The organism is Streptomyces sp. NPDC036764, assembly GCF_055609385.1.
The window spans coordinates 125,842-145,570 of the sequence record NZ_JBVJPT010000018.1 but is presented as its reverse complement, the minus strand read 5'-3'; the positions used below and the strand labels follow the sequence as shown (position 1 = coordinate 145,570).

The following is a 19,729-nucleotide window of genomic DNA, read 5'->3' as shown; positions in this document are numbered from 1 at the left end:
CAGTGCCGTTTGCCGTTCCGTTTGGAGGGTGTGTCATGTTCACCGCTTCCTGGACCGCGTCACCTCAGCGACCCAGTGAGGGCTTCACGCCCAACTGGTCCCGCGAGGGCTTCTGGCGCCAGTCGCTGCGGCAGGTCGTCCGGCTTTCGGCGGGGGGCGGCCGGGTGCGGGTGCGGCTCTCCAACGCGTACGGCGAATCGCCGGTCCGGGTCGCCGGCGCGAGCGTCGGGCATGCGGGAGAAGGGGCGGCCGTACGGCCGGGGTCGTTGACGCGGCTCACCTTCGGGGGTGCCGCAGGGGCCGCGATACCGGCGCGCGGGGAGGTCGTCAGCGACGCCGTACCACTCGCCGTCACCGCCGGGGAGTCGGTCACCGTCACGCTCTACTTCGAGGCCGCCACCGGGCCCGCGACCTTCCACGCCCAGGCCTTCACGGCCGGCCACCGGGGCGAGGGCGACCTGTCCCAGGCGGGCGGCGGTGAGGGCTTCGACGCCGTGAGCGAGTCCTGGTACTTCCTGTCGGCGGTGGAGACCGACGCCGGCCGCTCGGACGCCGTCGCGCTCTTCGGCGACTCGATCACGGACGGGTTCGGCTCCACGGTGGGCGCGGACCGGCGCTGGTCGGACGCGCTCGCCGAGCGCACGGGGCGGCCCGTTCTCAACGCGGGCATCGGCGGGAACCTGCTGCTCAACGACTCGGCCTGGTACGGCGACGGGGGCGTGAGCCGGTTGCGCCGGGATGTCCTCGAACTGCCCGGAGTGGACACGCTGGTCGTCCTGCTCGGGCTGAACGACATCGGCTTCAGCGAGACGGACGAGCAGCCGACGTACAAACCGGCACCGGTGGTGGAGGCGGAGGAGCTGATCGCCGGGCACCGGGAGCTGCTACGGCAGGGCAGGGCGGCCGGGCTGCGGGTGATCGGCGGCACGCTGCTGCCGTTCGGGGGCTCGGACCACTGGGGCGAGCACGCGGCCAAGGTGAGCCACGCGCTCAACGAGTGGATCCGGTGCTCGGGGGAGTACGACGCGGTGGTGGACCTGAACCGGGCGCTGGCCGATCCGGTGGATCCGGATCGGCTGCGGCCGGCTTATGACTTCGGCGATCACCTGCACCCCAATGACACGGGGTACGCGGTGATGGCGCAGGAGACCGCGCGCCGTTTGTGACTGCCGGTTCGATGCGGCCGGTCACGCCCGCGCGGCGGAGCCGCACATCGATGCAGCCCCGCGCGGGGCGCTTCGGCTAGCCCGGCCAGTAGGTGCGGGCCCACGTCGTCGGGCCCGGCTGCGGCAGCCGTTGCGACGCGATGCGGGCCGGGTCCGCCCAGGAGTCGCGGGGGGTCGGCGCGCCGGGCGGGAGGGCTGCCTCCGCCGCGGCGCGGGCGCGGACCACCGCCAGTGCGGCGGCCAGCTCCTCCGCTGTCGGGTTGCCCCGTAGGACCTTGATGTTCATGGCGGCTCCCAGCGGGCCTAGAGGGGGATGTTGCCGTGCTTCTTCGGAGGCAGGGATTCCCGCTTCGTACGTAGCTGACGCAGGCCGCGGACTACATGGCGGCGGGTCTCGGACGGCATGACCACCGCGTCGATGTAGCCGCGCTCGGCCGCGACGTAGGGGTTGAGGAGGGCGTCCTCGTACTCCCGGATCAGCCGCGCGCGCACCGCCTCCAGGTCCTCACCGTTCGCCTCCGCCTCGGCGATGGTCCGCCGGTGCAGGATGTTGACCGCGCCCTGGGCTCCCATGACGGCGATCTGGGCGGTCGGCCAGGCGAGGTTGATGTCGGCGCCCAGGTGCTTGGAGCCCATGACGTCGTAGGCGCCGCCGAAGGCCTTGCGCGTGATGATCGTGATGAGCGGGACCGTGGCCTCGGCGTAGGCGTAGATCAGCTTGGCGCCGCGGCGGATGATGCCGGTGTGCTCCTGGTCGACACCCGGCAGGAAGCCGGGGACGTCGACGAAGGTGAGGACCGGGACGTTGAAGGCGTCGCAGGTGCGCACGAAGCGCGCGGCCTTCTCGGACGCGTCGATGTCGAGACACCCGGCGAACTGCATCGGCTGGTTGGCGACGATGCCGACGGGGCGGCCCTCGACCCGGCCGAAGCCGGTGATGATGTTCGGCGCGAACAGCGCCTGCGTCTCGAAGAATTCGGCGTCGTCCAGGACGTGTTCGATCACCGTGTGCATGTCGTACGGCTGGTTCGCGCTGTCCGGCACGATCGTGTCCAGCTCGCGGTCCTCGTCGGTGAGGGAGAGGTCCGCCTCCTCCTCGAACACCGGGGGCTCGGAGAGGTTGTTGGACGGCAGGTACGACAGCAGTTGCTTGACGTACTCGATGGCGTCCTTCTCGTCCCCGGCCATGTGATGCGCCACACCGGAGGTCGAGTTGTGGGTGCGGGCGCCGCCCAGCTCCTCGAAGCCGACGTCCTCGCCGGTGACCGTCTTGATGACGTCCGGGCCGGTGATGAACATGTGCGAGGTCTGGTCGACCATGACCGTGAAGTCGGTGATGGCCGGGGAGTAGACCGCGCCGCCCGCACACGGGCCGACGACCAGCGAGATCTGCGGGATGACCCCGGAGGCGTGGGTGTTGCGGCGGAAGATCTCGCCGTAGGCGCCGAGGGAGGCGACGCCCTCCTGGATCCGGGCGCCGCCGGAGTCGTTGATGCCGATGACCGGGCAGCCGGTCTTCAGCGCGAAGTCCATCACCTTGACGATCTTCTGGCCGTAGACCTCGCCCAGCGCACCGCCGAAGACGGTGAAGTCCTGCGAGAAGACGGCCACCGGACGGCCGTCGACGGTGCCGTACCCGGTGACGACACCGTCGCCGTACGGGCGGTTCTTCTCCAGGCCGAAGTTGGTGGAGCGGTGCCGGGCGAACTCGTCGAGCTCGACGAAGGAGCCCTCGTCGAGGAGGAGCTCGATGCGCTCACGGGCCGTCAACTTGCCTTTGGCGTGCTGCTTTTCGACGGCGCGTGCGGAGCCGGCGTGCGTCGCTTCCTCGATACGGCGCTGGAGATCCGCGAGCTTGCCCGCGGTGGTGTGGATGTCGATCCCAGGGGTCCCTTGGATCTCGTGACGCTCTTCCGGCTCGGACATCGGGATGTGGCTCCCTGCCTGCTCAAAAGGGGGGACGGTTACTCATCCGTAGAGTAGTGGGGTGCCTACCAATCGGCAGTGCGGCGTTTACCACACCTAGGGTGGCTTGCATGACGCCGCGAGATGCATCAGACGACAGCCGTTGGTCCGATCTGGACCGGCCACCGCTCAACGCCGCCGCGCTGCGGCGCGGGCTCGTGCGGGAGGGCGGCCTGTGGCGCCGGGTGGAGGTGGTGGAGCGCACCGGCTCCACCAACACCGACCTCGTGGACCTGGCGACCGCGGGCAAGGCCGAGGAGGGCACCGTCCTGGCCGCCGAGGAGCAGACGGCCGGCCGGGGACGCCTGGACCGCAACTGGACGGCACCGCCCCGCTCCGGGCTGTTCTTCTCCGTGCTGCTGAACCCGGCCGAGGTCCCGGTGACCCGCTGGGGCTGGCTGCCGCTGCTCACCGGAGTCGCCGTCGCGACGGGGCTGTCCCGGGCGGCGGGCGTCGACACGGCACTCAAGTGGCCGAACGACGTGCTGGTGACCGTCGGCGGCGAGGAACGCAAGACCGGCGGCATCCTCGCCGAGCGGGCCGGGGAGGCCGGCGTGGTCATCGGCGTCGGCATCAACGTCACCCTGCGCGCGGACGAGCTCCCGGTGCCCCAGGCCGCCTCGCTGGCGCTGGCCGGAGCGGTGAGCACGGACCGGGATCCGCTGCTGCGGGGGGTGCTGCGGTCGCTGGAGGAGTGGTACGGGCGCTGGCGGGCCGCGGTGGGGGACCCGGTGGTCAGCGGGCTCCAGGAGACGTACGCGGCCGGGTGCGCGACGCTGGGGAAAGTGGTGCGGGCCGAGCTGCCCGGCGATCGGTCGATCACCGGGGAAGCGGTCGCCATCGACGGCGACGGTCGGCTCGTGCTGGCGACGGAGGAGGGCGTGCAGGAGCCGGTGGGGGCGGGAGACATCGTGCATCTGCGTCCGGCGTGAGGTGGGCGTGGCCGGCGCCCGCGTCGGGCACCTCACCAGCGGTACTACGGCATTGTCGGCTTTCTCTTACGGAGTGAGCTGGCGCACACCTGCCGTAAAGTGAAGGCCGGTCGATGACCGACCGCAGCAGATCGGAAGGGCAGCTAGGCGTGACCGTCGACGACACGGGCTCCGGCACGGGCGCGGACGGCCGGGTGGACCCTCCCCCAGTCTCTACTCCGCTCGACCGGGAGGACCCCCAACCCGCCGACCCCGGCGGGGATCCGCTCGCCCTGCGTCTGGAGCAGCTCATCCTCGGCGCGGAGCGGCGCTACACCCCGTTTCAGGCGGCCCGCAGCGCAGGCGTCTCCATGGAGCTGGCGTCCCGCTTCTGGCGGGCCATGGGCTTCGCCGACATCGGGCAGGCCAAGGCGCTGACCGAGGCCGACGTACTGGCGCTCAGGCGCCTGGCCGGTCTCGTCGAGGCGGGGCTGCTGAGCGAGGCCATGGCCGTGCAGGTGGCGCGGTCCACCGGGCAGACCACGGCCCGGCTGGCGGAGTGGCAGATCGACTCGTTCCTGGAGGGCCTGACCGAGCCCCCGGAACCGGGGATGACGCGCACCGAGGTGACGTACCCGATCATCGAGCTGCTCCTGCCCGAGCTGGAGGAGTTCCTCGTCTACGTCTGGCGCCGCCAGCTCGCCGCCTCGGCCGGCCGGGTCATCCAGGCCGCCGACGACGAGGAGATGGTCGACCGGCGCCTCGCCGTGGGCTTCGCCGACCTGGTCGGCTTCACGCGGCTGACCCGTCGGATGGAGGAGGAGGAACTCGGCGAGCTCGTCGAAGCCTTCGAGACCACGGCGGCCGACCTTGTCGCCGCGCGCGGGGGGCGACTGGTCAAGACGCTCGGCGACGAGGTGCTGTACGCGGCCGACGATGCCGCGATCGCCGCGGAGATCGCGCTGCGCCTCATCGAGACCATGGCGGGCGACGAGACGATGCCCGAGCTGCGCGTCGGCATCGCCTTCGGCACGGTGACCACCCGGATGGGCGATGTGTTCGGTACGACCGTGAACCTCGCCTCCCGGCTGACGTCGATAGCCCCGCGTGACGCCGTCCTCGTCGACAGCGCGTTCGCGGAGGAGCTCATCCGAACGGGTGAGGCGCCTGCGTCCGAGGCGGATGCGGCGGAGGCCGCGGCCACCGCCGAGAAGGAGGGCGAGGAGCCGCCGGTGTACCGCTTCGCACTCCAGCCGATGTGGCAGCGGCCGGTCCGGGGGCTGGGCGTCGTGGAGCCTTGGCTTTTGACGCGGAGGGCTTCCGCGGACGGGGAGTGAGAGCGCCGTTGGGGTGGGGGTTGTCGGTCGGCTGCAGGTTCGTCGTGGCTTGTCGCGCCCACGCGGCGGAGCCGCATATCGAAACAGCCCCGCGCCCCTGGGGGCGTTGTAGTGCGCGGGCTTGTTGAGCTTTCGGGGGCGGAGCCGCATGTCGAAACAGCCCCGCGCCCCTGAGGGCGTTGCAGTTCGGGCGTATCAGTCGGCGGCGGGGAGCGGGTCCACGCACAGGCCGATGATCGGAATGCAGACGGAGTTGTCGTCGGGCTGGGCGGGCGGGGGGCTTGTCGGTGGTCGGCCGGGCGTCTCGGGTGCGGGTGAGGTCGGGCGGGGGGCCCGGGGAGTTGTCGTTGGTGCTTCGGGGGTCGGCGTGCCCGGCTGGGTGCCGGGCGTTGTGGGGGTCGGGGCGCCACCCGGGCCGCGCGGTGCGGTCGTGGTGGTCGGGGCCGGGGTCGGTACGACGATCGAGTCCGCCGTCGGTGCCGTGCCGTGGCCGCCCATGGCCGAGGTCGCCGACGGGGTTGCCTTCGGGGTGGCCGTCGGGAGGGTGGCGGCGGCGTTCGTCGAACGGTCCGGTTCCGCGTCCGTACCGGGGGCCGGGGCGGGGTCGGACTCCGTCGCGCCCAGGCCGGTGACGCCGGAGTCGGGCGTCATGCGTACGAGGCTCAGGGCGCCGGCGGCCAGGGCCAGGCCACCGGCCGCGAGGAGGACCTTGCGGGGACGGGGACGGCGGTGCCGGCCGCGGGGGCCGAAGAGACGGGCGGCGGCGAGCGGCGGGGCTTCCGTAGCGGTCTCCTGCGCGTGCGGCGGGGCCTCTGTGGCGGTCTCCTGCGCGTGCGGCGGGGCCTCTGTGGCGGTCTCCTGCGCGTGCGGCGGGGCCTCCGTGGCGGTCCCCTGCGCTTGCCGTCGCGTCTCTGCAGTGGTGCCGGTCGCTTGCCGTCGCGTCTCTGCAGGCGACGCGGTCGCTTGACCTCGCGTCCTCGCGGGCGTCCCCGTCGCTTCCCGGCGGGTCTCCGTGCCCGCTTCCGTGGCCGTTTCCGCTGCCGCTTTCGCGGCCCGGCTCTTCTCCCGTGTTCTTGGACCTCGCGCCGTCACGCTCATCACGACCCTCCCATGCGCTCGCGCCCCCAATGCGCCGTGGTGTCGCGCACGTTATGCGGGGCCATGGGCGGTCGGGTGGGGGTTGGGTGGGATGTCACTCGAACGGGGTGTCGGACCTGGACACGGGAACCGCTCGTGGTGGCCCTTTCCCCGGCGGGGTCCGGCTGCGATGATCGGGGCGAGTGTTGTTAACCCGCGTTAACCGGAGGGCGTCATGACTGAGGAGCGGTTCGGGGAGTTCGTGCTGGTGCGGCGGCACGGCGACGGAGGTGCCGGGCATGTCGCCGAGCTCGCCCTCGACCGGCCCAAGGCCATGAACGCCGTCTCCACGGAGATGGCCCGCTCGATCGCCACGGCGTGCGCCGCGCTGGGCGCCGACCGTGACGTACGGGTGGTGGTGCTGACCTCGACGCACGAGCGGGCGTTCTGCGTCGGGGCGGACCTGAAGGAGCGGAACTCCTTCAGTGACGCGGATCTGGTCCGCCAGCGGCCGGTGGCGCGAGGGGCGTACACCGGCGTCCTGGAGCTCCCGGTGCCCACCATCGCGGCCGTGCACGGCTTCGCGCTCGGCGGCGGCTTCGAGCTGGCGCTGTCGTGCGATGTGATCGTGGCCGACGGCACGGCCGTGGTGGGGCTGCCCGAGGTCTCCGTCGGGGTGATCCCGGGCGGCGGCGGCACGCAGTTGCTGCCCCGCCGGGTGGGGGCGGCCCGGGCCGCGGAGCTGATCTTCACGGCGCGCCGGGTCGAGGCCGCCGAGGCCCGGGAGCTGGGCCTGGTGGACGTGCTCGTGGAGGACGGGCGCGACCGGGAGGAGGCCCTGGCCCTGGGGTCCCGGATGGCCGCGAACTCGCCGGTGGGCCTGCGGGCCGCCAAGCGGGCCCTGCGCCTCGGGCACGGGCTGGATCTGCGGGCCGGCCTGGACGTCGAGGACGCGGCGTGGCGTGCGACGGCCTTCTCGGGGGACCGGGCGGAGGGCGTGGCGGCCTTCAACGAGAAGCGGAAGCCCGAGTGGCCGGGAGAGTGACGGAGCGGACTTCCCGGTGGTGCGTGGGCTGAATGCCCTGTGACCTCCCCGTTCGCCACGCCAACGTCCCAAATCTGGGCAAAGCTCCCTAACCTGGAGTGATGGGTGAGGACGGACGGCTCACGGCCGTGGTGGCGTTGGCGCAGGGGATGGCGGCGGCGCACACCCCGCGCGAGTCCTGGCGGGCGGCGGCGCTCGGGGCGTGCCGGGCGCTCGCCGGGAGCTTCGCCGCGCTGTCGGTGTGGGAGCGGGAGCTCGGGCGGTTGCGGGTGCTGGCGAACGTGGGGGAACGGGCCCAGGGGGAGGAGGAGTTCCCGGGTGACGAGACCTATCCCGTGCACCAGTTCCCGGAGATCACCGAGTTCCTGCACGAGCGGTGGGTCGCCGGCGGTGAGCCCAACGCCTGGGTCGAGACGGCCGAGGGGCCCGCCACCGCGCACCCCGGGTACTGCCATCAGCGGGTCGCCGCCCTGCGGCGCCGCGGGCGGGGGTGCTGTGTCGTCGCGCCGATCGTGCTGAACGGGCGGGCCTGGGGTGAGCTGTACGTCGCCCGGTCCGCCGGGGCGCCGGTGTTCGACCGCGGGGACGCCGACTTCGCGACCGTGCTCGCCTCTGTCGTGGCCGCCGGGCTGGCGCAGAGCGAGCGGCTGGAGGAGGCGCGGCGACTGGCGTTCACCGACGCGCTGACCGGGCTCGCGAACCGCCGTGCCGTCGATGTGCGGCTGGAGGAGGCGATCGAGCGGCATCGCGGCCAGGGCGTCGTCGTCAGCCTCGTGGTCTGCGACCTCAATGGGCTCAAGAACGTCAACGACACCCGCGGGCACGCCGTCGGGGACCGGTTGCTGGAGCGGTTCGGGTCGGTGCTGTCGCTGTGCGGCGCGATGCTGCCTGGAGCGCTTGCGGCGCGGCTCGGCGGCGACGAGTTCTGTCTGCTGGTCGTAGGGTCGCCGGCCGACGACGTGGTGAAGGCCGCGGACGAACTGTGCCGTCGCGCCGGGGAGTTGGAGCTGGGCGAGGGAGTGGCGTGCGGGGTCGCGTCGACGGAGGACCCCATCGGGCCCGTGCACTCCGCCCGGCGGCTGTTCCGGCTCGCCGATGCCGCGCAGTACCAGGCCAAGGCGGAGCGGTCCGACCGGCCCGTGGTGGCGGGGCGGGAGGGGCCGGACGATCCGGTGGTGCGGCTCGCCGACGCCGAGCCGTCGGAGGAGGGGGCCGTGGAGCGGCGGCGCTTCCGGGGCCGGATGCCGTGACGCCGCCCGCACGCCCGCCGCGATGCGCCCCGGCGCTGTAAGGGGTGTACCGCTCACCCACTAGTGACATCTTCGTCTTCACTGCGTACGCTCCTGAATATGGATATGCACACTGTGGTGGTGGGGACGTCCGGGGTCACCGCGTCCGACGTTCTTGCCGTGGCGCGGGGCGGGGCCCGCGTCGAGCTGTCGGCCGAAGCGGTCGCGGCGCTCACCGCGGCCCGCGGGATCGTGGACGCGCTCGCGGCCAAGCCCGATCCCGTCTACGGCGTCTCCACCGGCTTCGGAGCCCTGGCGACCCGGCACATCAGCCAGGAGCTGCGGGCCCAGTTGCAGCGCAACATCGTCCGCTCGCACGCCGCCGGCATGGGACCGCGCGTGGAGCGGGAGGTCGTACGGGCCCTGATGTTCCTGCGGCTCAAGACCGTCTGTTCGGGACACACGGGCGTGCGGCCCGAGGTCGCGCAGACCATGGCCGATGTCCTCAACGCCGGCATCACGCCCGTCGTCCACGAGTACGGCTCCCTCGGCTGCTCCGGAGACCTCGCGCCCCTCTCGCACTGCGCGCTCACGCTGATGGGAGAAGGGGACGCCGAAGGTCCGGACGGGGTCGTGCGGCCCGCCGGTGAGCTGCTCGCCGAACACGGCATCGCCCCGGTCGAGCTGCGCGAGAAGGAGGGCCTCGCCCTCCTCAACGGCACCGACGGCATGCTCGGCATGCTGATCATGGCCCTCGCCGACCTCGACACGCTCTACAAGTCCGCCGACGTCACCGCCGCCCTCAGCCTCGAAGCGCTGCTCGGCACGGACAAGGTGCTCGCGCCCGAGCTGCACGCCATCCGCCCGCACCCCGGGCAGGGCGCCTCGGCCGCCAACATGCTGGCGGTGCTGGAGGGTTCGGAGCTCACCGGGCACCACCAGGACGACGCGCCGCGCGTGCAGGACGCGTACTCGGTGCGCTGTGCGCCGCAGGTCGCCGGCGCCGGGCGGGACACCATGGCGCACGCGCGGCTCGTCGCCGAGCGCGAGCTCGCCGCCGCCGTCGACAACCCGGTCGTCCTGCCCGACGGACGCGTGGAGTCCAACGGCAACTTCCACGGGGCGCCCGTCGCCTACGTCCTCGACTTCCTCGCCATCGCCGCCGCCGACCTCGCCTCCATCGCCGAGCGCCGTACCGACCGGCTGCTGGACAAGAACCGCAGCCACGGCCTGCCGCCGTTCCTGGCCGACGACGCGGGTGTCGACTCCGGGCTGATGATCGCCCAGTACACGCAGGCCGCGCTGGTCAGCGAGCTGAAGCGGCTGGCCGTGCCCGCCTCCGCGGACTCGATCCCGTCGTCCGCGATGCAGGAGGACCACGTCTCCATGGGCTGGTCCGCGGCGCGCAAGCTGCGCACGGTCGTGGACAACCTCACCCGCGTCCTCGCGATCGAGCTGTACGCCGCCACCCGTGCCATAGAACTGCGCGAGGGGCTCGCCCCGGCCCCGGCCTCGCAGGCGGTCATCGACGCCGCGCGGGCCGCCGGCGTCCGGGGTGCGGGACCGGACCGCTTCCTGGCGCCCGACCTCGCCGCCGCCGACGCGTTCGTGCGGGGCGGGGAACTGGTCACGGCGACCGAGAAGGTCACCGGCCCGCTGCAGTGACCCGGCAAGGGGCCCTGTCGTGTCGACAGGGCCCCGGTACGGCGGTCAGGGCGGGTTACTTCAGCTTCGCGGCCTGCGCCTCGATGACGGCGGCCGGGACGGAGTACGCCTTGTCGGTCATCATCAGGCCGATGTTCATCGTGTAGTACGTGGCGATGGTGCCGCCGTGCCGCACCACCTCGACGTGCGTGGTGCCGACGTCGCCGTCCTCCAGGTCGCTCTTCACGGCGAACGCGACCGACTCGTCACCGCTTGCGGACCCCTTCTCCGCGGTGACCGAGGTGGGCTTCTGGTCCTCGCCCTGCATGACGAACGGGAAGCCCTCGGAGCAGTTCTTCACCGCGTCCGACACGGACTTGAAGGTCTCCTCGGCGCCGTCACCGTCGTACGAGGAGAGCCCGACGACCGTCAGGGTCATGTCCATCGCGTTGCTGAGCGAGTCCTCGATCTCGGCCTCGCTCAGCTCGTCCGCGGGCTTGGAGGCGCCGTCGGTGGGCCGCTTCTTCTCCTGCGTCGCCATCACGGACGCGCCGGCGGCCGCATCCCCCGGCGGCAGGCCGCCCATGGCGTAGGCGAGCGGACTGCACTTGTCGTCGCTGCTCTTGATCTGGTCCCTGGACGGGAGCTGCTTGCCCGACGCGTCCACCTTGTAGCCGTCGACGTCTCCGTCGGCGATGATCGCCTTCTTCAATTCCGCTGCGGTCAGCGCCTTCGCGTCCGAACCGCCGGACTCCCCACCGCAACCCGTGACAAGGGCGAGCGACAGCGCGCTCACGGCAACCGTGGCGGCTACACGCACGCCCGATGATCTCTTCATGGGCGGACTATGAAGCGCAGGTCAAAGGGGCGTCAAGCGAATTTAAAAACCCAGGCGTTCGCGACGGACCGAGTAGGCGATGAAGCCCGCGCCGAGCGTGAGGAAGAGCGTTCCGCCGACGACGTACGGCGTGGTGTCGAAGCTTCCGGTGTCGGCGAGCCGGGTGTCGTCCGCGGTCGTGCCGTCCGTACCCTCGGAGGCGGCCCGCGCCTGCTGGGTGACCTGCGTCGTGGGCGTCGCCGAGGGCTCTGTTCTCGCCGGTTCGTCGCCCGTCGCGTTGGCGGAGGGCACGAACCACAGGGCGCCCAGCAGGGCCCCCGCGGCGGTGGCGGTCAGCAGCGATCGGCGTGCGGTGGACGACGATCGGTGAGCGGCGGACACGGAATATCGATCCCCTTGTGGTGCTGGCGAATTGGCCGTGTGGGGCGATGTTAGTGAAAGTCGCGGGTCACGGGAAAGTCACGGGAGAAATGCGCCGTACTCTCCGGGCATGAGTACTCCAGGAACATCACGTTTTGTGCGGCTTCGCGTGGAACTCGTCCTCGAAGTGGACGACGCGGACGCCGTCACCAAGGCCGCCATGCGGCGCATCGCCGACGACACCACGGTGCCGGTCGACGAACGGGCTCACGCCGAGAGCGCTGTGACGGAAGACACTGCCGAGGCCCTCGCGTATCTGGTTGATCCGTTCGACCTGGTCAGCGAGGTACCCGGGGTCGAGCTCGCGCAGGCCTCCTGGTCGAGCGAGCGCATCGAGTACGACCCGGATTCGCCGGACTGGGACCTCGACGAGGATGATGGCGACGAGGACTTCGACGGCGAAGGGGCCGCGCGGGTCGGCTGAGGCGTGTTGGGGAAATCGTGACCCCGGACGGCAACCGCCGCCCGGGGTTTCGTCGTCTCATGGGGCGCACTGACCGACATCCGCACCATCCGCCCCGGCGAACGTGGTGTGCCCCACACATGCAAGGCATGGGGAACGGGACGAACCGGTCGTAGCGTTGAAGATTCTTACGGGGACTCTCGGGCGTTTTGGGGATTCGGGAAAGTATGGAGAAGCGTGTGATGACGAACAGTAGGCGGCGCAAGGGCCTGACGGTCGCGTCCGCACTGCTCGGCGGTGTCCTGGTGCTCTCGGCCTGCTCCAGTGGCGGTGACGCCTCCGCGAGCGACGACGACACCTCGCAGTCCAAGGTCGACGAGGCGGCAGCCAAGAAGACCTCCGAGGCGCAGATCAAGATCACGCCAGAGGACGGCAGCGACAACGCTTCCATCAACAGCTCCACCGTCACCGTGAGCAAGGGCTCGCTCACCGAGGTGACCATGACGACCGCCGACGGCGCGGCCGTCGAGGGCCAGATATCCGCCGACAAGACGAGCTGGAAGCCCAGCGCCCAGCTCGACCGCTCCACGACCTACAAGGTCGCGGTCACGGCGAAGGACGCCAAGGGCCTGGAGGCCCACGAGAACGCCTCCTTCACCACGGTCTCCCCGAAGAACAGCTTCCTCGGCTACTTCACGCCGGAGGACGGCTCCACGGTCGGCGTGGGCATGCCGGTCTCGATCAACTTCGACAAGTCGATCAGCAACAAGGCGGCCGTCCAGAAGGGCGTCACCGTCACCTCGACCAGCGGCCAGGAAGTCGCCTGCCACTGGTTCAACGACACCCGCATGGACTGCCGGCCCGACGAGTACTGGCAGGAGGGCTCGACCGTCACCCTGAAGCTGGCCCTGGACGGCGTCGAGGGCGCCCAGGGCGTCTACGGCGTCCAGGAGAAGACGGTCACCTTCAAGATCGGCCGCAACCAGGTCTCCTACGTCGACGCCAAGACCAAGCAGATGAAGGTCACGCAGGACGGCAAGACGATCAAGACCATCCCGATCTCCGCCGGCTCCCCGGAGAACAAGACCTACCAGGGCACCATGGTCATGTCCGAGAAGTTCAAGGAGACGCGCATGAACGGCGCGACCGTGGGCTTCACGGACGACGACGGCAAGGGCGAGTACGACATCAAGGACGTGCCGCACGCCATCCGCCTGTCGAACTCCGGCACCTTCATCCACGGCAACTACTGGGGTGCCAAGTCCATCTTCGGCAGCGTGAACACCAGCCACGGCTGCGTGGGCCTGTCCGACACCAAGGGCGCCAACGACAAGGGCACCGCGGGCTACTGGTTCTTCAACAACTCCATCGTCGGTGACGTCGTGGTCGTCCAGAACACCGGCGACAAGACGATCGCGCCGGACAACGGCCTCAACGGCTGGAACATGGACTGGGCGCAGTGGAAGGCCGGTTCGGCCGTCTGACCCGCCCCGACCCGGGCGCGTAGCCGCCCCACAGCTCCCGCACAGACATCCGATGCCGCCCTCAGGGGCGGCATCGGTGTTTTCCGGGGCGGTGCCGCCTTCTCATCCATCTCTTATTTCGGCCTTATCCCTTCATCACGAGCCGTCCCTAGCTTGCGGCCCATGTTCTTCACCTACCTGAGGCGCGAGCTGCGCCGCCGCAGAAAGGCGGCCCTCGTCGTCGCCTCCGGACTCGCGCTGGGCATCGCGCTGGTCATCGTGGTCAACTCCGTGTCCTCCGGGATGAGTCAGGCCCAGGACAAGGTCCTGCAGTCGCTGTACGGCCTGGGCACGGACATGACCGTCACCAAGGCCGCCGAACCGGCGGCGAGCTCCTCCGAGCGCCCGCGCTTCCAGTTCGACGCGCAGGCCGACGGCGACGACGAGGAGCAGTCCACCGACCGCGTCATGGTCCAGGGCTTCCAGACGCTGTCGGCCTCGACCGTCGCCGAGGTCGGCTCGCAGAGCGGCGTCTCCGACGTGGTCGGCGGGCTGAGCCTGCAGGTCATCAAGGTCAGCGGGCAGTTCACGCGCGGCCAGTTCCAGCAGGACCAGAGCAGTGGGGGCCAGCAGGGCGGCCCCGGGCAGGGCGCCGACGGCACCGGGCAGCCGCAGGGCGAAGTACGCGGCGGCGGCGCCGACTTCGACGTCAACAACTACTCCGTCTACGGCGCCGACGTCACCAAGCCGGCGCTCGGCCCGCTGACCTCGTCGAAGATCACCAGCGGCCGTACGTTCAAGTCGACGGAGACCGACGCCGAGGTCGTCGTCGCCGACACCTCGTACGCCAAGGAGAAGAAGCTCAAGGTCGGCTCGACCGTCACCGTCAAGGGCACCAAGTTCAAGGTCATCGGCATCGCCACGCCGGACAGCGGGGACGCGGCCGCCAACCTCTACATCCCGCTGAAGCAGGCGCAGACGCTCGCCGACGCCAAGGACAAGGTCACCACGATCTACGTCAAGGCGACCGACTCCCAGCGGATCGACTCCGTCAAGTCGGCCATCCAGAAGAACATCTCCGGTACGACGGTGACGACCTCCGCGGACCTCGCGGACACGGTGTCCGGCTCCCTGTCCACGGCCTCGTCCCTCGCGACCAGTGTCGGCAAGTGGCTGTCGATCGCGGTGCTCGTGGCCGCGTTCCTGGTCGCCGGCCTGCTCACCTCCTCGGCCGTCTCGCGCCGGGTGCGGGAGTTCGGCACGCTCAAGGCGCTGGGCTGGAAGTCGGGCCGGGTGACCCGGCAGGTGGTCGGCGAGGCGGTCGTCAACGGGCTGCTCGGCGGCGCGCTGGGCATCGCGGTCGGACTGGCCGGCGCGTACGTCGTGACGGCGATCAGCCCGACGCTCCAGGCCCAGTTGGGCGGCGGCACCGGGGGTGGCGGCGGTATGGGCGGCGGTCCCGGTGGCGGCGGCCCCATGCGGCAGACCGCCAGTTCGACGCTGGACGTCGCGCTGACGGCGCCGGTGAGCCTTACGACGGTTGCGCTGGCGGTGGGGCTGGCGGTGGCCGGCGGCCTGATCGCCGGTGCGTTCGGCGGCTGGCGCGCGTCGAGGCTACGGCCGGCGGATGCGCTGAGGCGCGTCGAGTAGCTGACGTCGGCGGGGGCTTGGAGTGGGTGCGCAGCCCGGCGCGACGGGGTGCCGCCCGCGCCCACCCGTGCCGCCCCAGGCGGCACGCATGCCCGCGGCTTGACGGACGCCGTCCGCCGGCCGCCGACGGGACTGCAGCCCCCTCAGGGGCGCGGGGAACTGCGCGACCAGCCCCCATCCACCGGCAGCCGACACACGATTCGCACCACCCCCGAACCTCTCCCAGGAGCCACCCACCATGTACGAACTCAGAAACGTCACCAAGCGCTACACCCGGGGCAAGGAGACCATCGACGCCCTCGACGGCGTCGACCTCACCATCGCCGACGGCGACCGGCTCGTCATCCAGGGCCCGACCGGCGGCGGCAAGTCCACCCTGCTCCAGATGCTCGGCGGCCTCGACCGGCCCACCTCCGGCGAAGTCGTCCTGGACGGCACCGACTTGGCCAAGCTCCCCGAAGCACGGCTCACCAGGGTCCGCAGCGAAAGCATCGGCTTCGTCTTCCAGTCCTTCAACCTCATCCCCACCCTCACCGCACAGGAGAACGTCGAGACGGCCCTCGTCCCCCTCGGCCTGAAGACGAAGGAGCGCCGCGAACGGGCCGCCGAGGCACTGAAGTCCGTCGGCCTCGGCGAACGCCTCACGCATCTGCCGTCCGAGATGTCCGGCGGCCAGCAGCAGCGCGTCGCCATCGCCCGCGCGCTCGTCAAGGAACCGAAGGTGCTGCTGGCCGACGAACCCACCGGAAATCTCGACGAGTCGATGCGCGACGAGATCATGGACGTACTCGAACGCATGTGGAAGGAACTGGGATTGACCTTCATCATGGTCACCCACGACTCGGCGATCGCCAAAAAGGCCCCGCGACTGGCCACCATCCGCAAGGGCCGCATCACTGTCAAGGAGAACGCGGGGGCGTAACCGCGCGACTACGTAACGGAGTTCACGCCGTCGCGTAACAGTCGGCAGGTGCGCTCCTCATCTTCCTCTCATCTATTGAGGAGCCTGATCACCCCTCGGCATACTGCGTATTCCGGGGGGTGACGCGCATGCGTACGGGACCTCCCCCGGCCGGGTGAACGGGGAACTTCACCCGGACCTTCTGCAAGGGGGAAACTTGCGCAGAAAAGTCAATAGAGTATGCGCGGCCTCAGTCGCCTCGGCCGCCGCCATCGCCCTCGCCGCGGGAATGACCAGCCCGGCGTCGGCCGAACCGGAGCAGCGCCCCACCGGCGCCGCCGCCTCGCTCACGTCCCCCCACCGCATCACCCTGATCACGGGTGACCGGGTCTCCGTCGACTCCAAGGGCCGCGTGGTCGGCCTGGAGCGGGCGAAGGGGCGCGAGCACATACCCGTACAGATACGCCAGGCCTACGGGCACACGCTCGTGATCCCGGCCGACGCGGCCCGGCTGGTCGCCGGCGGCAAGCTCGACCAGCGTCTCTTCGACGTCACCGAGCTGAGCAAGTCCGCGACCCGTGCCTCCCAGTCCAAGGGCCTGAAGGTCATCGTCGGCTACCAGGGCGCCGCGGCCGGCGCCAAGGCGGACGTCCGCGACGCGGGCAAGCTGCGCCGGACCCTGAAGTCCCTCAACGCGGACGCGGTGCAGACCCCGCACCAGGACACGCCCGAGCTGTGGGACGCGCTCACCAACGGTGACAAGACGGCCTCCGGCATCGCGCACGTGTGGCTGGACGGCGTCCGCAAGGCCAGCCTCGACAAGTCCGTGCCGCAGATCGGCGCCCCCAAGGCGTGGGCGGCCGGCTACGACGGCAAGGGCGTCAAGATCGCCGTCCTGGACACCGGCGTCGACGCGACCCACCCGGACCTCAAGGACCAGGTGATCGCGGCCAAGAACTTCACGCCGGCCGCCACCGCCGAGGACAAGGTCGGCCACGGCACGCACGTCGCGTCCATCGCGGCCGGCACCGGCGCCAAGTCCGGCGGCAAGTACAAGGGTGTCGCGCCCGGCGCCGACATCCTCAACGGCAAGGTCCTCGACGACACCGGCTCCGGGGACGACTCCGGCATCCTCGCCGGCATGGAGTGGGCCGCCGAGCAGGGCGCCCAGGTCGTCAACCTCAGCCTCGGCGGCATGGACACCCCGGAGATCGACCCGCTGGAGGCGGCGGTCAACAAGCTGTCCGCCGACAAGGGCATCCTGTTCGCCATCGCGGCCGGCAACTCCGGCCCGGAGACGGTCGGTTCGCCCGGCAGCGCCGAGGCCGCGCTCACCGTCGGCGCCGTCGACGACAAGGACGCGCTCGCGCCCTGGTCGAGCACCGGCCCCCGGATCGGCGACGGCGGCATCAAGCCGGACGTGACCGCGCCGGGCGTGGCCATCACGGCAGCGTCCGCCAAGGGCAGCCTCATCGAGCAGGAGGTCGGCGAGAACCCGCCCGGCTACCTGACCATCGAGGGCACGTCCATGGCGACCCCGCATGTCGCGGGCGCCGCTGCGATCCTCAAGCAGCAGCACCCGGACTGGACGTACGCCGAGCTGAAGGGCGCGCTGGCCGGTTCCGCCAAGGGCGGCAAGTACACGCCGTTCCAGCAGGGTTCGGGCCGTATCCAGGTCGACAAGGCCATCAAGCAGACCGTGATCGGCGAGCCGGTGTCGGTGAGCTTCGGCACGCAGCAGTGGCCGCACACCGACGACAAGCCCGTCACCAAGGAGCTGACGTACCGCAACACGGGTACGAAGGAGGTCACGCTCCAGCTTTCCGCGACGGCCACCAACCCCAAGGGCCAGGCGGCTCCCGCGGGCTTCTTCAAGCTCGCGGCGACGAAGGTGACGGTCCCGGCGGGCGGCAAGGCCTCGGTCGGCTTCACGGTCAACACCAAGCTGGGCGGCACGCTCGACGGCGCGTACTCCGCGTACGTCACCGCGACGGGCGGCGGCCAGAGCGTCCGCACCGGCGCCGCGGTGCAGCGTGAGATCGAGTCCTACGACGTCACCGTCAAGCACATCGGCCGGGACGGAAAGCCGGCCCCCGAGTACAACACGATCTTCGCCGGCTACTCGGGCCTGGCCACGGACCGGGTCTACCAGGTGACGATCGACGAGTCCGGCACCACGAAGATGCGTCTGCCCAAGGGCAACTATGTGCTGGACGCGTGGATCGCCAAGGACTGGACCAACTTCGAGGGCGGCCTCGACTGGGTGGTCCAGCCGAAGCTGGGCATCACCAAGAACACCTCGGTGACGATCGACGCCCGCAAGACCAAGTCGGCCGACATCACGGTGCCGGACCCCTCGGCCAAGCCGCTGGCCGCGCTGATCAGCTACTTCTACGAGCCGGCGATGCTCCCCATCGGGGTCGGCCTGGACTCCTTCGAGAACATCCGTATCGCGGCGCTCGGTCCCGATGTCTCCACCGGCCTGACCCAGACCTGGTACGGGCAGTGGACGAAGGGCGCGAACGCCGAGTACGACGTGGTGACCAGTGCCAAGGTCAAGCACCTCGTCGGCGACAAGGTCCGTCACTTCAAGCAGAGCGAACTCGCCACGGTCAAGGCCAATTTGGGCGCTGCGGCGAGTGGCAAGACCGGCGCGATCAGCCCGTGGGGCGAGTTGCCCGACGACGCCGTCTTCGGCGCGGCCGTCGAGCAGAAGCCGGGAACACGCACCCTGTACCTGTCGACCGGCGAGCAGGTCCGCTGGGGCCTCGACTTCCTGCAGTTCGGGGGAGCCAAGGACCCGGACGGTTTCCCGGTCCCGGAGGCCTACTACACCCTGGGCGACCCGCAGACCTTCAAGGCCGGCCAGAAGTACACGAAGACCTTCAACACCGCGGTCTTCGGTCCGCACCTCAACAAGGAGTTCGGCGTCTTCCGCGACGGCAACGAGCTCTACGGGTACCTGCCGCTGTTCGCCGACGCCAACAAGCACGCGGGTTCGTCCGACTTCACCTCGGTGAAGACGGAGCTGTACCGCAACGGCACGAAGATCGGTTCCAACAAGGACCCGTTCTTCGGTGAGATCTTCACGGTCCCCGCCGCTGACGCCGCGTACAAGCTGACGACGTCCGTGAAGCGGAGCGTCAAGGTGGCGGCGGCTTCGACGCGGATCGACGCGAGCTTCACGTTCCGCTCGAAGAAGTCCTCCGCGGACCACGTATCGCTGCCGGTCTCCACGGTCCGCTTCAATGCGAAGACGGGCCTGGACAGCCGGGTGACGGCGGGCGAGACGGTGAAAATCCCGGTCGCCGTCGAGGGCGCGGCCGCGGGCAGCAACCTCAAGTCGCTGCACGTGTACGTGTCGTACGACTACGGCCAGACCTGGAAGAAGGTCGAGGTCAAGGACGGCAAGATCACCGTGAAGAACCCGGAGAAGGGGAAGGCGATCTCCTTCCACGCCAAGGTCGCCGACAAGAAGGGCAACAAGGCGACGGTCTCGATCTACAACGCCTACTACGGCAAGTGACACGGCGCTGACACACGAGGCCCGGGGGGGGGGGGGGGGGGGGGGGGGGGGGGGGGGGGGGGGGGGGGTGGTGTGGGGGGGGGGGGGGGGGGGGGGGGGGGGGGGGGGGGGGGGGGGGGGGGGGGGGGGGGGGGGGGGGGGGGGGGGGAGTACG

General features: G+C 70.9%; 16 protein-coding genes. 11 read left to right on the top strand and 5 right to left on the bottom strand.

What is annotated here, in order from left to right; all coding sequences use genetic code 11:
* Positions 1–35 precede the first annotated feature (35 nt).
* A complete protein-coding gene (locus ACZ69Q_RS40935) occupies positions 36–1,166 on the top strand; it encodes an SGNH/GDSL hydrolase family protein (RefSeq protein ID WP_471052804.1) in 1,131 nt (376 codons plus the stop codon).
* A 76-nt stretch (positions 1,167–1,242) separates the two neighbouring features.
* Here ACZ69Q_RS40935 and ACZ69Q_RS40930 read toward each other — a convergent pair whose 3' ends face one another.
* A complete protein-coding gene (locus ACZ69Q_RS40930; protein ID WP_471052801.1) occupies positions 1,243–1,452 on the bottom strand; it encodes an acyl-CoA carboxylase epsilon subunit in 210 nt (69 codons plus the stop codon).
* A gap of 17 nt (positions 1,453–1,469) precedes the next feature.
* Entirely contained in the window at positions 1,470–3,092 is a 1,623-nt protein-coding gene (locus ACZ69Q_RS40925; protein ID WP_471052798.1) for an acyl-CoA carboxylase subunit beta, read from the bottom strand.
* A gap of 110 nt (positions 3,093–3,202) precedes the next feature.
* Between ACZ69Q_RS40925 and ACZ69Q_RS40920 the strand changes: the two genes are divergently transcribed.
* Complete coding sequence (locus ACZ69Q_RS40920; RefSeq protein ID WP_471052795.1) at positions 3,203–4,063, top strand: biotin--[acetyl-CoA-carboxylase] ligase; 861 nt, start codon at positions 3,203–3,205, stop codon at positions 4,061–4,063.
* Between the two features lie 149 nt (positions 4,064–4,212).
* Positions 4,213–5,379 carry an adenylate/guanylate cyclase domain-containing protein gene (locus ACZ69Q_RS40915; protein WP_471052793.1) on the top strand — a complete coding sequence of 389 codons (1,167 nt, stop codon included), beginning with the start codon at positions 4,213–4,215 and terminating at the stop codon, positions 5,377–5,379.
* A gap of 195 nt (positions 5,380–5,574) precedes the next feature.
* Here the strand turns inward: ACZ69Q_RS40915 and ACZ69Q_RS40910 are convergent, their stop codons facing one another.
* Complete coding sequence (locus ACZ69Q_RS40910; protein ID WP_471052790.1) at positions 5,575–6,030, bottom strand: hypothetical protein; 456 nt, start codon at positions 6,028–6,030, stop codon at positions 5,575–5,577.
* Between the two features lie 661 nt (positions 6,031–6,691).
* Between ACZ69Q_RS40910 and ACZ69Q_RS40905 the strand changes: the two genes are divergently transcribed.
* From ACZ69Q_RS40905 to hutH, 3 genes are all read left to right on the top strand, one after another.
* Positions 6,692–7,501, top strand: a complete 810-nt coding sequence (locus ACZ69Q_RS40905; RefSeq protein ID WP_471052787.1) for an enoyl-CoA hydratase/isomerase family protein — start codon at positions 6,692–6,694, stop codon at positions 7,499–7,501.
* 101 nt (positions 7,502–7,602) lie between these two features.
* A complete protein-coding gene (locus tag ACZ69Q_RS40900) occupies positions 7,603–8,751 on the top strand; it encodes a GGDEF domain-containing protein (RefSeq protein WP_471052785.1) in 1,149 nt (382 codons plus the stop codon).
* Between the two features lie 105 nt (positions 8,752–8,856).
* Positions 8,857–10,395: a histidine ammonia-lyase gene (gene hutH, locus ACZ69Q_RS40895; protein ID WP_471052870.1), complete on the top strand. Its 1,539-nt coding sequence runs from the start codon at positions 8,857–8,859 to the stop codon at positions 10,393–10,395.
* A 55-nt stretch (positions 10,396–10,450) separates the two neighbouring features.
* On the opposite strand, the gene ACZ69Q_RS40890 is transcribed toward hutH, so the two are convergent.
* Both ACZ69Q_RS40890 and ACZ69Q_RS40885 read right to left on the bottom strand, forming a co-directional pair.
* Complete coding sequence (locus ACZ69Q_RS40890; protein ID WP_471052783.1) at positions 10,451–11,212, bottom strand: hypothetical protein; 762 nt, start codon at positions 11,210–11,212, stop codon at positions 10,451–10,453.
* 42 nt (positions 11,213–11,254) lie between these two features.
* Positions 11,255–11,551, bottom strand: coding sequence for a hypothetical protein (locus ACZ69Q_RS40885; RefSeq protein WP_471052867.1), 297 nt, complete (start codon positions 11,549–11,551; stop codon positions 11,255–11,257).
* Positions 11,552–11,741: 190 nt separating this feature from the next.
* Here ACZ69Q_RS40885 and ACZ69Q_RS40880 point away from each other — a divergent pair, with 190 nt between their 5' ends.
* From ACZ69Q_RS40880 to ACZ69Q_RS40860, 5 genes are all read left to right on the top strand, one after another.
* A complete protein-coding gene (locus tag ACZ69Q_RS40880) occupies positions 11,742–12,056 on the top strand; it encodes a hypothetical protein (protein ID WP_471052780.1) in 315 nt (104 codons plus the stop codon).
* Positions 12,057–12,262: 206 nt separating this feature from the next.
* Positions 12,263–13,519, top strand: a complete 1,257-nt coding sequence (locus ACZ69Q_RS40875; RefSeq protein ID WP_471052777.1) for a L,D-transpeptidase — start codon at positions 12,263–12,265, stop codon at positions 13,517–13,519.
* A gap of 162 nt (positions 13,520–13,681) precedes the next feature.
* Positions 13,682–15,148 (top strand): ABC transporter permease, encoded by a 1,467-nt coding sequence (locus tag ACZ69Q_RS40870; RefSeq protein WP_471052774.1) that lies wholly within the window; start codon positions 13,682–13,684, stop codon positions 15,146–15,148.
* 238 nt (positions 15,149–15,386) lie between these two features.
* Positions 15,387–16,070, top strand: coding sequence for an ABC transporter ATP-binding protein (locus ACZ69Q_RS40865; protein WP_471052772.1), 684 nt, complete (start codon positions 15,387–15,389; stop codon positions 16,068–16,070).
* Between the two features lie 268 nt (positions 16,071–16,338).
* Entirely contained in the window at positions 16,339–19,575 is a 3,237-nt protein-coding gene (locus tag ACZ69Q_RS40860; protein WP_471052770.1) for a S8 family serine peptidase, read from the top strand.
* Positions 19,576–19,729: the final 154 nt, after the last annotated feature.